The 14,750-nt window shown below is 67.6% G+C and carries 9 protein-coding genes; 4 read left to right on the top strand and 5 right to left on the bottom strand.

Annotation, left to right across the window (positions count from 1 at the left end; translation table 11 throughout):
* Positions 1 to 4: 4 nt before the first annotated feature.
* From O5M90_RS07475 to O5M90_RS07460, 4 genes are all read left to right on the top strand, one after another.
* Complete coding sequence (locus O5M90_RS07475; protein ID WP_137941797.1) at positions 5 to 964, top strand: Bug family tripartite tricarboxylate transporter substrate binding protein; 960 nt, start codon at positions 5 to 7, stop codon at positions 962 to 964.
* A 68-nt stretch (positions 965 to 1,032) separates the two neighbouring features.
* A complete protein-coding gene (locus tag O5M90_RS07470) occupies positions 1,033 to 1,548 on the top strand; it encodes a tripartite tricarboxylate transporter TctB family protein (protein ID WP_269840542.1) in 516 nt (171 codons plus the stop codon).
* Between the two features lie 9 nt (positions 1,549 to 1,557).
* Entirely contained in the window at positions 1,558 to 3,045 is a 1,488-nt protein-coding gene (locus O5M90_RS07465) for a tripartite tricarboxylate transporter permease (RefSeq protein ID WP_137941799.1), read from the top strand.
* A gap of 100 nt (positions 3,046 to 3,145) precedes the next feature.
* Positions 3,146 to 5,920: a PEP-CTERM sorting domain-containing protein gene (locus O5M90_RS07460; RefSeq protein WP_269840541.1), complete on the top strand. Its 2,775-nt coding sequence runs from the start codon at positions 3,146 to 3,148 to the stop codon at positions 5,918 to 5,920.
* Here the strand turns inward: O5M90_RS07460 and hemH are convergent.
* The 5 genes from hemH to O5M90_RS07435 form a co-directional block, all read right to left on the bottom strand.
* Positions 5,873 to 6,964: a ferrochelatase gene (gene hemH / locus O5M90_RS07455; RefSeq protein ID WP_269840540.1), complete on the bottom strand. Its 1,092-nt coding sequence runs from the start codon at positions 6,962 to 6,964 to the stop codon at positions 5,873 to 5,875. The genes O5M90_RS07460 and hemH overlap by 48 nt on opposite strands.
* A gap of 13 nt (positions 6,965 to 6,977) precedes the next feature.
* Positions 6,978 to 7,946, bottom strand: coding sequence for an adenylate/guanylate cyclase domain-containing protein (locus O5M90_RS07450; protein ID WP_137941802.1), 969 nt, complete (start codon positions 7,944 to 7,946; stop codon positions 6,978 to 6,980).
* Positions 7,947 to 8,102: 156 nt separating this feature from the next.
* Positions 8,103 to 10,295, bottom strand: coding sequence for an RNA polymerase sigma factor RpoD (rpoD, locus tag O5M90_RS07445; protein WP_137941803.1), 2,193 nt, complete (start codon positions 10,293 to 10,295; stop codon positions 8,103 to 8,105).
* A gap of 320 nt (positions 10,296 to 10,615) precedes the next feature.
* Entirely contained in the window at positions 10,616 to 12,550 is a 1,935-nt protein-coding gene (dnaG, locus tag O5M90_RS07440; RefSeq protein WP_269840539.1) for a DNA primase, read from the bottom strand.
* A 10-nt stretch (positions 12,551 to 12,560) separates the two neighbouring features.
* Positions 12,561 to 14,579 carry a putative bifunctional diguanylate cyclase/phosphodiesterase gene (locus O5M90_RS07435; RefSeq protein WP_269840538.1) on the bottom strand — a complete coding sequence of 673 codons (2,019 nt, stop codon included), beginning with the start codon at positions 14,577 to 14,579 and terminating at the stop codon, positions 12,561 to 12,563.
* Positions 14,580 to 14,750 lie beyond the last annotated feature (171 nt).

The following is a 14,750-nucleotide window of genomic DNA, read 5'->3' as shown; positions in this document are numbered from 1 at the left end:
GACCATGCGTCGTGACGTCTTTCTGAAGTCCCTGGCCGCCCTGGCCGCCGCCGGCGCGCTGCCGCTGTCGGCCCGCGCTGCTGCCAATCTGAAGATCATGGTGCCGGCCAACCCGGGTGGCGGCTGGGACAGCACCGGCCGCGCGCTGGGCAAGGCCTTGCAGGACGCCGGCGTGGCCTCCTCGGTCACCTTCGAGAACAAGGGCGGCGCGGCCGGCGCCATCGGCCTGGCCCAGTTCGTCAACGCCAGCAAGGGCGATCCGAACTCGCTGATGGTGATGGGTGCGGTGATGCTGGGCGGCCTGATCACCGGCAAGCCGCCGGTCAGCCTGACCCAGGCGACGCCGATCGCGCGCCTGACCAGCGAGTACAACGTCTTCGTGCTGCCGGCCAGCTCGCCGCTGAAGACCATGAAGGACGTGGTCGAGCAGATGAAGAAGGACCCGGCCAGCGTCAAGTGGGGCGGCGGTTCGCGCGGCGCCACCGAGCACATCGCGGCGGCCATGCTGGCGCGCGAAGCCGGCGTCGATGCGGCCAAGATCAATTACGTGCCCTTCCGTGGCGGCGGCGAAGCCACGGCCGCCATCCTGGGCGGCAATGTCACGGTGGGCGGCAGCGGCTACAGCGAATTCCAGCAGTACATCGAGAGCGGCAAGATGCGCGCGATCGCGGTGACCTCGGCCACCCGGCTCAAGGGCCTGGACATCCCGACGCTCAAGGAGATGGGCTACAACGTCGAGATCGGCAACTGGCGCGGCGTCTATGCGCCTCCGGGCATCACGCCCGAGCAGCGCAAGGCCCTGACCGATATGGTCATCAAGGCCACCAAGAGCAAGGCCTGGGCCGAGGCGCTGGAGAAGAACGGCTGGACGCCCGCCGTGATGGCCGGCAAGGAGTTCGAGGACTTCGTCGACCGTGAGTTCGCCAGCCTGCGCGCCACCATGGTCAAGTCCGGCATGATCTGAGCGGTCTGACCGCTGTCTGCGAGGGGCTGGCTGCCTGCGGCCGGCCCCCGTTTCATATGGAGTGGCCAATGGCTGACTCAGCCCAACACAAGTCCCTGCACCAAAGCCTGGTCGGCGCCGGCGCACTGCTGATCGGTGCCGTGATGGCCTATGGCGCGACCTTCATCTCCTCGGACGCCGGCTATGCAGGCGTCGGCCCGAACGCCTTGCCCTGGGTGGTCGCGGTGGTGCTGCTGATCTGCGGCGCCTGGCTGATCTGGGAAGCGCAAAGTGGCGGCTACCGCCAGATGGACGAGCCCTCGGGCGCCGAGCGTGGCGACTGGCGCGCGGCCGCCTGGGTGATGGCCGGCGTGATCGCCAATGCCAGCCTGATCACCAGCCTGGGCTTCATCCTCGCTTGCACGCTGTGCTTCATGCTGGCGGTGCGCGGCATGCGCATGTCCGAGGGCAAGGCCGGCGGCGGTGCGCGCCAGGTTCTGGTCGATGGCGTGACCGGCATGCTGATCGCCGCGCCGGTGTTCTGGCTCTTCACCAAGCTGCTGGCCATCAATCTGCCCGGCCTGACGGCCAGCGGCTGGCTCTGAGGAGAGACTATGCTCGATCTCTGGAACAACCTGCTGGGCGGCTTTGCGACCGCCGGCACACCGATCAATCTGCTGTGGGCTTTTGTCGGCTGCGCGCTGGGCACGGCCATCGGCGTGCTGCCGGGCCTGGGCCCGGCGGTGACGGTGGCGATGCTGCTGCCGATCACCTCGCAGGTCGAGCCGACGGCCTCGATGATCTTCTTCGCCGGCATCTACTACGGCGCGATGTATGGCGGCTCGACCACCTCCATCCTGCTCAACACCCCTGGCGAAACCGGCACGATGGTGACGGCGCTGGAAGGCTTCAAGATGGCCAAGAGCGGCCGCGCCGGCGCCGCGCTGGCGACCGCCGCGATCGGCTCCTTCGTCGCGGGCACCATCGCCACCGTGCTGGTCACGCTGTTCGCGCCGGTGCTGGCCGACTTTGCCGTGCAGCTCGGCCCGCCGGAGTATTTCTGCCTGATGCTCTTGGCCTTCACCACCGTCAGCGCGGTGCTGGGCAAGAGCACCTTGCGCGGCATGACGGCGCTTTTCATCGGCCTGGCGATGGGCCTGATCGGGCTGGACCAGATCACCGCCCAGGTGCGCTACACCATGGGCGTCCCCGAGTTCATGGACGGCATCGAGGTGGTGCTGGTCGCGGTGGGCCTGTTCGCGGTCGGCGAGACGCTCTACAACGCGCTGTATGAAGGCCGCAGCACCCAGGAGCTCAACAAGATGAGCTCGGTGCACATGACCAAGACCGAATGGCGCCGCTCCTGGCCGGCCTGGCTGCGCGGCACCTTCATCGGCTTTCCCTTCGGCACCATCCCGGCCGGCGGCTCGGAGATCCCGACCTTTCTGAGCTATGCGACCGAGCGCAAGCTCTCCAAGCACAAGGACGAGTTCGGCACGAGCGGCGCGATCGAAGGCGTGGCCGGCCCCGAGGCGGCCAACAACTCGGCCGTGACCGCCACCCTGGTGCCGCTGCTGACGCTGGGCATTCCGACCTCGGTGACCGCCGCCATCCTGTTGTCGGCGCTGCAGAACTACGGCATCCAGGCCGGCCCGCAGCTGTTCCAGACCTCGTCCACCCTGGTCTGGGCCCTGATCGCCTCGCTCTACATCGGCAATGTGATGCTGCTGGTGCTGAACCTGCCGATGGTGGGGCTGTGGGTGAAGCTGCTGAAGATTCCCAAGCCCCAGCTCTATGCCGGCATCCTGATCTTCGCGACGGTGGGCGTCTACGGCATGCGCCAGAGCGCGTTCGACCTCTACCTGATGCTGGCCATCGGCCTGCTGGGCGTGGTGATGCGGCGCTTCGACTTCCCGACCGCGCCGGTGGTGGTGGGCATGATTCTGGGCCCGCTGGCCGAGGCGCAGATGCGCAATGCGGTGTCGATCGGCGGTGGCAGCTGGAGCGTGTTCTGGGAGCGGCCGATGTCGCTGGGGCTGCTGATCCTGGTGGCCCTGATCCTGGTGCTGCCGCGCCTGCTGCGCTGGAGTCGCCGTCCCTGATTCCGGCTTCAGGCCTCGAACGATTGAGGGATGCATTGTGGCCGGCCGAGCGGATACTCGGCTGCCGTGAGCGTCGCTTCACGGCGCCTGAGGTCCGGTCATGCAGCATTGCCGTGTTCCCTCCGCCCTGCGGCCCCTGGCGGTCGCAGCCCTCCTGGTCCTGGGGGTGCAGGCGCCGCTTCGGGCCGACATCACGACCCTCGGGACCGTCTCCACCGGCCCGCTCAATCTGCCCATAGGCCCCGGCGATACAGACCTGGGCAATAACGGGCTTTATGTCGGCAGCAGTGCCTACGGCCGCCTCGATGTCGGCGGCGGCAGCCTGCTGCGCACCGGCAGCCTGCTGCTGGGCCCTGGCGGCAACGGGGACGGCAGCGGCTGGGCCTATCTGGACGGAGCAGGCAGCCGTATCGAGCTGACCGGCGACGGCTTTTCCGACAGCGTGCTCAACCGCTTCGAGGTCGGCGCCTGGGGCCTGGGTGCGATGACCATCTCCGGTGGTGCCGTGCTGGACGGTCGTGCCAACGCCAACGCCTGCCTGGGTGCGAACCACTTCTGCAACAGCTTCATCGGCAATGCTGCCGGCTCCACCGGCCGCTTCACGGTCACCGGTGCCGGTTCCTCGGCCTCCTTCCTGCGCGGCTTCATCGTCGGCGGGCTGGCGGTGTTCCGCCCGCCGATCGACGGCTTCACCTTCGGCACGCCGGGCGCCAGCAGCAGCGGCACGGTCAAGGTGCTGGACGGCGCCTCGCTGCTGACCGACAGCGCCACGCTGGGCGTGGGGCCGGGCGGCAGCAGCCCGCTGGGCAGCGAGCGCAGCTTTGCCGACGCCCTGATCGACGGCCCCGGCTCGGTCTGGCGCATCAGCGGCGGCACCCTGGAGAACACCGGGGGCTTCTTTGCGCTGGGCACGCATCGCAACGCCTGGGCCTCGGTGGCCATCCGCAACGGCGGCCAGTTGCTGATCGAAGGGCGCGACGGCCTGTACAACTCGGTCGGGCTGAGCACCGGCGGCGGGCGCAGCGACATGATCGTCAGCGGCGCCGGCTCCAACATCCTGTTCACCGGCGATGCGGGCGTGCTGAACATCGGCCGCAGCGGCGCTTCCGGCAGCGGCAACCTTGTCATTGAGGCGGGCGGCCGGGCCGGCGGCATGTTCTATGTCGGTGTCGGCCGTGATGGGGCGCTGGGCCAGTTGAGCGTCCAGGGGGCAGGCTCTGAGCTGCTGGTCGACGGCAGGGCCTCGGCGGCCGCCAATGGCTCGGCGGCACTTGCGAGCCTGGACATCGGTCGCAATGGTGGCTATGGCCAGGTCACGGTGGGGGCGGGCGGCCGCATCCATCTACTGGCCGCGCAGGGCCTGCCGGGCCTGAGCCTGAATCTGGGTCGCGATGCCAATTCGGCCGGCACGCTGAACATCCACGGGCCGGGCTCGCTGCTGCTGATGGAATCGATCTCGGTGCTGCCCGGCGGCGGGCCGGGCGAGGCGCCGAATCCGGTGATGCGGGTGGGGCGCGACGGCAGCGGCACCCTGAATATCAGCGATGGCGGCAAGCTGCTGCTGCAGGGCGGAGCGGTCTCGACCCCGGCCGATCGCCGCAGCACCTCGCTGATCATCGGTGGCTTCAATGACAACACGCCGGGCGGCCACGGCATCGCCACTGTCAGCGGGGCGGGCTCGGAGATCCGGCTGAGCGGCACGGACACTTTCATCGGCGTCGGCATCGGCCCGCAGAGCAGCGGCCAGCTGAGCATCAACAACCAGGCCCTGGTCAGCGCGATCGGGCTGGGCGTGGGGCGCAGCGGCGGGGTTGGTGTGCTGAAGCTCGATGGCGGGCAATTGCTGTTGTCGGGGCAGCAGACCGCCGGCAATCTGTCCGGCGGTTTCCTGACCGTCGGCACCGGCGCCGGCATCGGCGTGGCCTCGGTCGACAAGGGCAGCCTGGTGACGCTGAGCAATATGGGCAGCGCCGGCGCGGGTCTGAGCCTGGGCGGCAGCGGGGCCTTCTCCGGCGGCGAGGGCAGTCTGGCCCTGGCGGGCGCTTCCCGCATTGTTGTCGAGGCCCAGCCCGGCCTGGGTGCCGTGACCATAGGCCGCGAGGGCAGCGGCTTCATGCGCATGCGCGGCGCCAGCGAGCTGGACAATGCGGGCGGCAATCTCTATCTCGGCCGCTTCTCCGGCAGCGATGGCACCTTGATCGTCTCCGAGGGCTCCAGCGTCACGGCCGGCTGGGTCGGGGTGGGGCGAAACAAGACCGCCACCGGCGATGCCGACGGCGGCACCGCCACCATGGTGCTGATAGACAGCACGCTGACGGCCCAGGACATCGTGATCGGCAGCAAGGGCTTTCTGTGCGGCACCGGCAGCATCAGCGGCAATGTTGTCAACCACGGCATCTTCTGCCCCGGCAACTCGCCGGGCACGCTGAATCTGAACGGCGACTTCAGCGCGATGTCCGGCAGCCGCATGATTCTCGAGGTCGAGGATGACGGCATGGGCGGCTACCTGACCGATGTGGTGGTGTTCGGCGGTGCGGTCGCGCTGGGTGCGATGGCGGTCGAATTCCGCTTCCTCGGCGCGACCAATCCCGCCGCCTTCCAGAGCAGCGGCCGCTTCGACATCGACACCTTCCTCGGCCGCAGCGATGGCGCCGGCGGCATGGTGGCGCTGGCCGATCAGAGCTTTGCGGGCGTGCAGTTCAGCGCCCAGGCCGATGCCTATGTGATCAGCAACTTCAGCTTCAGCGCGGCCGACGGGGCTGCCTTCAGCGCGCAGCCGGTGCCCGAGCCGCAGACCTGGGCGATGCTGCTGCTGGGGCTGCTGGGCCTAGTCCTTGGCACCCGCCGCCAGCGCGGCCTCACGCTGCCGGGCTAGCGCGTCGGCGTCGACCGGTTGCCGGGTCGGCCAACCTTGCAGATGCCGCTCGGCCAGGTCGGCCAGCATGGACATGCCGGCCGGGCTGTCGTTGAGGCAGGGGATGTAGGCGAAGTCGCGGCCGCCGGCGCTCAGGAAGGCATCTCTTGCCTCTTGGGCGATTTCTTCCAGCGTCTCCAGGCAATCGGCACTGAAACCCGGGCAGATCAGGTCCACCTTCTTGAGCCCGGCTGCGGCACGCGCCTTCAGGGTCGGCTCGGTATAAGGCTCCAGCCATCGGGCCTTGCCGAACCGGCTCTGGAAGGTGACCAGGTACTGCTCCTGGCTCAGGCCCAGCGCCTCGGCCAGCAGACGACCGGTCTTCAGGCATTCGCAGTGGTATGGGTCGCCCAGGGCCAGGGTGCGGGCCGGCATGCCGTGAAAGCTCATCATCAGCAGCTCGGGCCGGCCGTTGGCGGCCCAATGGGCTTTGACGCTGGCGGCCAGGGCCTGGATATAGCCGGGGTCGTCGTGGTAGCGATTGATGAAGCGCAGCTCGGGCAGATGACGGGTCTGCAGCGACCAGCGCGCCACATCGTCGATCACGCTGGCCGTGGTCGCCGCGCAATACTGCGGATAGGCCGGCAGCACCAGCACGCGGCTCACGCCCTCGCTGCGCAGCTCGTTGAGTACATCGGCAATCGCTGGTGCGCCGTAGCGCATCGCGTAGCGAACGCTGATGCGGTGGCCGCGCTCGCCGAGATAGCCCTGCAGCAGCTTGGCCTGGCGCTCGGTCCAGACCTTCAGCGGCGAGCCCTCGGGCATCCAGACGGTGGCGTACTTGGCCGCCGACTTGGCCGGGCGCACCCGCAGGATGATGCCGTGCAGTATCAGCTGCCAGACCAGCTTGGGGATCTCGACCACGCGCGGGTCGCTGAGGAACTGTGCGAGATAGCGCCGCGTGGCCGCTGCGGTGGGAGCATCGGGGGTGCCCAGATTGCAGAACAGCAGCGCGGTCTTGGCCGCGCTGCCATGGCTGAAGCTCGCTTCGGCTCGATAGGGCATGGAGAAGGGGGGGTCAGCCGATCGAACGCCGGCCGCCGCTGGCCAGGGGTTCGGTGTCGGCGAAGTGCAGGATCTCGAAACGTACCGAGGGGGAGAGTGCGTCGACCGGCGGGCTGCCCAGGCCGATCACGCCGCTGCCGTGCAGGGTGCAGCTGCCGCGGCGCAGGCTCAGGGTCTCTCCAGCGCTGCCGAAGCGCACAAACGTGCCGTTGTAGCTGAGATCGGTCAGAGAGAACGAGCCGCCATGCCAGTCGATGCGGGCATGCGAGCGCGAGACCCGGCCATCGGTGATGCAGTAAGTGGCCTGCACGCTGCGGCCGAGGATGACGGGCATGCTGTCGATGTCGAAGACGCGGTCCAGGTCCAGCCAGATCAGGCGGATGCCGTCGGGCTCGGTCGAGGCATGGATGACCTCGCCGAACTGGGTGGCCGCCATATCGCCCTGGGTCGGCTGGTCCAGCACATGGACATGGACCGGCTCGGCACGGCCACGCACCGCGATCAGGTCGAGGCTGCGAAAGCGCAGCTTCTGTGCGCTGGGCAGGCCGGACAGGACCTCGGCGGTGATCAGGGTCTCGTTGTCGCCCGCATGGTCGAGCAGCCGGGCCGCGACATTGACGGCATCGCCGAAGCAGTCGCCGCTCATCTCGACCACCTCGCCGCGCGCCAGCGCCACCTGCATGCGCAGCGCCCGCAGGCCTGGCGACGCGCCGTGCTGCTTGCCGCGCGAGACCACGCGCTCCAGCAGCTCGTGCATGCGCATTGCCGACTTGACGCCATTGCGCGGCGAGTCGAAGACCGCCATCAGGCCGTCTCCCAGCGTCTTGATCAGATTGCCGCCGCACTCGTCGACCGCCTGCCCGATGAGGCTGACCGTGTGGGTGACCACCGAGGTCGCCTCGGCATTGCCCAGGGTCTCGAAAAGCGCCGTGCTGCCGCGCAAGTCGGCAAACAAAACGGTGCGTTCCCGGATATGGGTCATGTGTGCTGGCGGGGGAGCTGTGAATTATTTCTCAGTGTAGCCGCGCCCTGTTGCGCTTGATCGCCGCATAAACGCCGAGAAATCCCCAAGCGGTGCGAGGAGCGCAAAAAAGGCCGGAGGGTGACTCCGGCCTTGGCTGCTGTGGCGGGGATTGCCTCAGAGGTTGTCGAGGTAGGTGCGCAGCTTGTCCGAGCGGCTCGGGTGCTTGAGCTTGCGGATGGCCTTGGCTTCGATCTGCCGGATGCGCTCGCGGGTGACGTCGAACTGCTTGCCGACTTCTTCCAGCGTGTGGTCCGTGCTCATCTCGATGCCGAAGCGCATGCGCAGCACCTTGGCCTCGCGCGGGGTCAGCGAGTCGAGGATGTCCTTCACCACATCGCGCAGACCGGCCTGCATCGCGGCCTCGATCGGTGCGGTGTTGTTGGTGTCCTCGATGAAGTCGCCCAGATGGGAGTCGTCGTCGTCGCCGATGGGGGTTTCCATCGAGATCGGCTCCTTGGCGATCTTCATGATCTTGCGGATCTTGTCCTCGGGGATCTCCATCTTCTCGGCCAGGGTCGGCGCATCCGGCTCGAAGCCGAATTCCTGCAGATGCTGGCGCGAGATGCGGTTCATCTTGTTGATCGTCTCGATCATGTGCACCGGGATGCGGATCGTGCGGGCTTGGTCGGCGATCGAGCGGGTGATGGCCTGGCGGATCCACCAGGTCGCGTAGGTCGAGAACTTGTAGCCGCGTCGGTATTCGAACTTGTCCACCGCCTTCATCAGGCCGATATTGCCTTCCTGGATCAGGTCCAGGAACTGCAGGCCGCGGTTGGTGTACTTCTTCGCGATCGAGATCACCAGGCGCAGATTGGCCTCGATCATTTCCTTCTTGGCGTCGCGCGAGGCCTTCTCGCCCTCGTTCATCTTCTTGTTGATGTCCTTCAGGTCCTCGATGGGCACGACGGCCCGGGCCTGGATGTCGATCAACTTTTGCTGCAACTCCTGTACCGGCGGCAGATTGCGCGCCAGGATGGTGGAGTAGGGCTTGCCGGCGGCCACTTCCTTCTCGGCCCACTGCAGGTTCAGCGCATTGGGCGGGAAGGTCTTGATGAAGTGCTCTTGCGGCATGCCGCACTTGTCCACCACGATCTTGCGCAGCTCGCGCTCATAGCGGCGCACATCATCGACCTGCGAGCGCAGCAGATCGCACAGCTTCTCGATGGTCTTGACCGTGAAGCGGATGGTCATCAGCTCCTGGCTGATGGCCAGCTGGGCCTTGTTGTAGGAGGCAGACTTGTAGCCGTCCTTCTCGAAGGCCTTGCGCATCTTGTCGAAGTTGCTCGACAGCGAGTCGAGCTTGACCAGGGCGGCGTTCTTCAGCTCCTCGAGCTTCTTGGTCAGGGCCTTGGAGCCGCCATTGCCGTCGTCATCGTCCTCTTCGTCGAACTCGTCGAAGTCTTCCTCGGCCACATAGTCGTCGGCCTCGTCGGCGGCGACGAAGCCGTCCACCACCTCGGAGATGGTCATCTCGCCGGCGCGGATCTTGGTAGAGAACTCCAGGATGTGGGCGATCGTGGTCGGCGAGGCCGAGATCGCCAGCATCATGGCCTGCAGGCCGCCTTCGATGCGCTTGGCGATTTCGATTTCGCCTTCCCGGGTCAGCAGCTCGACCGTGCCCATCTCGCGCATATACATGCGCACCGGGTCGGTCGTGCGGCCGAATTCGGAGTCCACCGTCGACAGCGCCGCTTCGGCGGCTTCTTCGGCTTCTTCTTCGGTGGCGGTGCTGGTGGTGTTGCCGGAGATCAGCAGCGTGGCGGCGTCGGGGGCCTGCTCGTAGACCGCAATACCCATGTCATTGAGCATGGAGATGATGGCCTCGAGGATTTCCTCGCTGACCAGCTTCTCGGGCAGGTGGTCGTTGATTTCCTGATGGGTCAGGAAACCACGCGTCTTGCCCATCTTGATCAGGGTCTTCAGCTCATGGCGACGCTTGGCGACTTCTTCCTCGGTCAGCGCGGTCTCGTCCAGGCCGAACTCGCGCATCAGCGCGCGCTCCTTGGCGCGGCTGACCTTCATGCGCAGCGGCTTGGCTTTGGGCTTGTCCTCGCCGGCCTCTTCGACTTCGGCCTCGGGCTCGCCCTCAAGATCGGCCTCGAGGTCGGACAGATCAACCTCCTCGACCTCGGCCGCAGCGGCCTTCTTGGTCTCGGTGGCGGCCTTGGGCTTGCGACCGCGCTTGGGCTTGTCGTCCGCGCCAGCGGCGGCCGTGGCTTTCACGGCCTTGGCTGCCTTGGCAGCGGGCTTCTTGATGTCGTCAGCCTCGGTGGCGCTAGCCTTGGTCGCGGTCTTCTTGGCAGTCATGCAAATCCTCGGGTCGGTGTTGGGCGGAGCAATGCAGCGGCCGCCTGGGGCCCCGTACATTGCATTCAAGCAAAGCGTGGCCCAGGCGGCATTCAGGCGGTTCGGCCATCCTGCCTTGAGAGCAAGATGGGGGCGGACCGTGGCGCGTGCAAGCTGGCGTGAACGTTTGAGATTGCAGCTCTTGGCGGTAAAGGTGGCCTTGATACCTCGATGGGTGCCCATTTTCGATGGGTGGCCGGGACCGGAAGTGGCTGCCGTCACTCTTGACGCGCGCGAAAACCCTTAATTATAGGCTAAATCGGCGGAACATCTGCCAGGCTTCAACCGGAGCTGACCAGCATGGCCTTCTTGAGCTGATCGATTTCCTGGCGCAGGCGGGCAATCTCGCGCAGCTGTTCGCCCTGCGGGTTGCTGGCGATCAAGGCCTGGATCTGCTTGGCGAGCGCGTCGATCTGGAGCTGGCGCAGCACATGCTGCAAATCCTCGAACTGCGGCTCTTCCTCGCCATACAGGCTGCTGGTGAGCCGCCGGGCCTGGTCCAGCGGGCCATCCTCCGCCTGCAGCGTCGCCTCCAGCACCGACCAGGGCGCCGTGCCATGGTTGACCAGGAATCGCTCCAGCCAGCCGACCAGCTCGCCCTGGCGGCCCGGCAGCTCATGCAGCAGCTGTTGCTGATCCAGGCTCAGCCGCTCCCACCAGTCGCTGCTGAGCAGCAGCATGCGCAGCGCGTGATCGGTCGGCGAGATCGGCTGGCGCCGCGGCGTGCCCATCGTTTCGTCGACCGGCTCGCCGCGGCGCTTCCAATTGCCCTTGCCCGACGGCTTCCAGTCCTTCTTCCATTCGCGCCGCGCCGGTTTAGCCGGGCTGGCCTGCTGTTCGTAGTCGGGCGGAGGAGCGTCGTCGGGCGGGCCATCGAAGACTCGCTCGCTGCGGCTCGGGCCTGGGCTGCCGCCACCGGCTTGCCACAAGCCCATCAGCTCCTGATCCGGAAGCTGGGCGCGGCGCGCCAGATCACCCAGCATCTGACGCTTCAACAGGCCTTGGGGCAGGGCATTCCACAGCGGCTTGGCATTGGCCAGCAATCGGGCGCGTCCTTCGGCGCTGCCCAGGTCGCAGCCTTCGGCCGCCGTCTCCAGCAGCTGGCGTGACAGCGGCACCGCCTCGGCCACACACTGCTCGAAGGCCTCGGCACCGAGATCGCGCACATAGGAGTCGGGATCGTGCTCGGTGGGCAGGAACAGGAACTTGACCGAGCGGGTGTCGGTGGCGTGGGGCAGGGCGGCCTCCAGCGCGCGGCCGGCGGCGCGCCGGCCGGCGGCGTCGCCGTCGAAGCTGAATACCACCGATTCGGTGAAGCGGAACAGCTTTTGCACATGCTCGGCCGTGCAGGCCGTGCCCAGCGTGGCGACCGCGTTGTTGAAACCATGCTGGGCCAGCGCCACCACATCCATATAGCCCTCGACCACCAGCGCATAGCCGCGCTGGCGCAGCCCGGTGCGAGCCTCGAACAGGCCGTAGAGTTCGCGGCCCTTGCTGAAGACCGGGGTTTCCGGCGAGTTCAGGTACTTGGGCTCGCCCTTGTCGAGGATGCGGCCGCCGAAGCCTATGGTCTCGCCCTGCACATTGCGGATCGGGAACATCACCCGGTCGCGGAAGCGGTCGTAGCGTTTTTGCTCGCCGCCTTCTTCTCCGGAGGTGATCACCATGCCCGACTCGGCCAGCAGCGGGTCGTCATAGCTGGGGAAGGCGCTGGCCAGCGCACGCCAGCCCTCGGGCGCATAGCCCAGCGCGAACTGTGCGGCGATCTGGCCGGTCAGGCCGCGGCCCTTCAGATAGGCCACCGCGCGTGGGCTCTTCTTCAGCTGGGCGCGGTAATGGTCGCTGGCCCGCGCCAGCACCTCGGTCAGGGTGGCCTGGCGGACTTTCTGTGCCGCGGCGCGCTCGCGCTCCTCGGGCGAGCGCTCGTCCTCCGGCACCTGCATGCCGGTCTGCTGGGCCAGGTCCTGCACCGCCTCGACAAAACCGGCGCCGGTGTGTTCCATCAGAAAACCGATGGCATTGCCATGCACGCCGCAGCCGAAGCAGTGGTAGGTCTGGCGCGTCGGGCTGACGGTGAAACTGGGCGACTTCTCGCCGTGGAAGGGGCACAGCCCCTTGTGGTTGATGCCGGCCTTCTTGAGCTCGACATGGCGCCCCACCACCTCGACGATGTCGACGCGGGAGAGCAGGTCCTGAATAAAGCCGGGTGGTATCACCGGCGAGAGTCTAGTGCAGGCTCGGCACCGGCTCCTGCCGTCCGGCCAGCACTGGGCTTCGCTCGAAGCGCGCCACCCAGTCCGCCACCTGCTCGGCCGGCATCGGCAGCGCGATGCCATTGCCCTGGCCATGGTCGCAGCCCAGCGCCAGCAGCGCACGCGCGTGCGAGGCGGTCTCGACCCCCTCGGCCACCACGCTGCAGCCGAAGGTGCGCGCCAGCCCGATCACGCCCTCGACCAGGGCCTTGTCCTGATCGTCGATCAGCATGTTCTGCACAAAGGAGCGGTCGATCTTCAGCGTGTCGACCGGCAGGTGCTTCAGATAGGTCAGGTTGGAATAGCCGGTGCCGAAATCGTCCAGCGCGAAACGCACGCCGAAGGCGCGGCAGCGCCGGATCAGGGCCTGGGTGGCGTCGATATCGGCCAGCGCGGTCGACTCCAGCACTTCCAGTACCAGGTGCTCGGCCAGCGGCTCGCGGTGCCGGGCCAGCAATTCCTTCAGGCGCTGGGCGAAGTCGTCGGCCTGCAGATGGCGGGCCGCGACGTTGACGCTGACGCGCAGATTCAGGCCGCCGGCCAGCCACTGGCTGGACTGCTTCAGCGCCTGCTCGATCACCCAGTCGCCGACCTGGACCGCCAGGCCGGTCTGCTCGACCACCGGCAGGAAATGGGCCGGACCGAGCAGGCCGCGCTCCGGATGCTGCCAGCGCAGCAAGGCCTCGACGCCCAGCACCGTGCCGGCCCGCATATCGACCTTGGGTTGGTAGTAGAGCTGCAGCTCGTTGCCGTCCAGCGCCTGCTGCATGCGGCCCAGGGCGAGCACCCGGGCATCGCTGCGCAGGCGCTTCTCGGTGTCGAAGAACTGGTAGCCATTGCGCCCGGAGCGCTTGGCGCGGTAGAGCGCATGGGCGGCATGGCGCTGCAGGGTTTCGCCATCCGAGTGGTCCTGGGGGAAGACCGTCGCACCGAGGCTGGCGCTGAGCTCCAGGGTCTGCCGGTGGCCATCCAGATGGTAGGGCGCGCGAAGCACGTTCAAGACTCGCTCGACCGCCAGCTGCGCCTCCTCCACGCTGCGGCAGCGCAGCAGCAGGCCGAACTCATCGCCGCCCAGGCGGGCGACCTCGTCCGACCATTCGCGGCCGCTGCGCAAGGCCGCCTGCAGCCGCGCCGCGACCTGTCTCAGCAGTTGGTCCCCACCGTCCGCGCCCAGCCGCTCGTTGAAGTTTTTGAACTGGTCCAGATCCAGGCAGCACAGACACAGCAGAAAGCCCTCGCGGCGGCTGCTCTGCAGGGCCAGCTCGATGCGCTGCTTGAACTCGTTCTGATTCGGCAGACCGGTCAGCCCGTCAAACCGGGTCTGGCGCGCCAGCAGGTCTTGCTGGCGAAACTGCTCGGTCTGGTCGGACACCGTGACGACATGAAAGCGCACCGGGCCGGCCGGTTCCGGAATCGTCGACACCGTGATCTGCAGGTGGCAGCTCTCGCCATTGCCGCGTCGGCATTGCAGCAGGCCTTGCCAGTGGCCATCTTGGAGCAGCGCCTGGCGCAAGGCTTGCGGGTCGTGGCCGCTGCGGCGCAGGCTCTCGAACGTCAGCGGCGCGGCGATCTGGCCGCACAGGGCCTCGCGCGGCAGGTCCATCAGCCGGCAGTAGCTGGGGTTGGCATCCAGCACCCGATGCTCGGCATCGGTGACCAGCAGGCCCTCGTGCAGATGCTGGAACAGGCTGACGCTCATGCGCTGGCGCTCCTCCGCGCTGCGCTGCCACTCGGCACGTTCGACCGCTATCGCCGCCAGCGCCGCCCGCCAGCGCCGAGTTTCGCGTCGCCGCAGGCCGGTCAGGGTGCCGAGCAACAAACAGACCGCCAGGGCCGCGAGGCCCAACCCCAGCAGCCAGTCGCTGGCCCGCGACGGCATCGGCAGGCTGAGCAGCAACACGATGCTCAGCGCCGCACCGGCCGCGAATGGCACGCGGCCCTGCCACCAGCGGGGCGAGGCTTCGGCAACAGCAATGGGAGGCGACTGGGGCATGGGCGCCTGCGGGGGGGGGTAGTGATTCTGGCCGCGGGCGCAAAGCCCCCGGGCAAGGGCCGCGAGATGCTAGCAGTGCGGCGACCCGGCGGCCTTGAGTTTGCCCCCGCAAATAGATGGCTCGAAAACCCCGCCTCAAAACAAAAAAGGCTGCCTGAAGGCAGCCTCGGG

Origin of the sequence: Paucibacter sp. M5-1 (assembly GCF_027498415.2) — a bacterium.
GTDB lineage: Bacteria > Pseudomonadota > Gammaproteobacteria > Burkholderiales > Burkholderiaceae_C > Roseateles_E.
This window is presented reverse-complemented; position numbering and strand designations above follow the sequence as displayed.

What these genes read in the sequence shown, in the direction of transcription:
- O5M90_RS07475 (WP_137941797.1), top strand. Translation starts at nt 5, where the DNA reads ATGCGTCGTGACGTCTTTCTGAAGTCCCTGGCCGCCCTGGCCGCCGCC.
- O5M90_RS07470 (WP_269840542.1), top strand. Translation starts at nt 1,033, where the DNA reads ATGGCTGACTCAGCCCAACACAAGTCCCTGCACCAAAGCCTGGTCGGC.
- O5M90_RS07465 (WP_137941799.1), top strand. Translation starts at nt 1,558, where the DNA reads ATGCTCGATCTCTGGAACAACCTGCTGGGCGGCTTTGCGACCGCCGGC.
- O5M90_RS07460 (WP_269840541.1), top strand. Translation starts at nt 3,146, where the DNA reads ATGCAGCATTGCCGTGTTCCCTCCGCCCTGCGGCCCCTGGCGGTCGCA.
- hemH (WP_269840540.1), bottom strand. Translation starts at nt 6,964, where the DNA reads ATGCCCTATCGAGCCGAAGCGAGCTTCAGCCATGGCAGCGCGGCCAAG.
- O5M90_RS07450 (WP_137941802.1), bottom strand. Translation starts at nt 7,946, where the DNA reads ATGACCCATATCCGGGAACGCACCGTTTTGTTTGCCGACTTGCGCGGC.
- rpoD (WP_137941803.1), bottom strand. Translation starts at nt 10,295, where the DNA reads ATGACTGCCAAGAAGACCGCGACCAAGGCTAGCGCCACCGAGGCTGAC.
- O5M90_RS07435 (WP_269840538.1), bottom strand. Translation starts at nt 14,579, where the DNA reads ATGCCCCAGTCGCCTCCCATTGCTGTTGCCGAAGCCTCGCCCCGCTGG.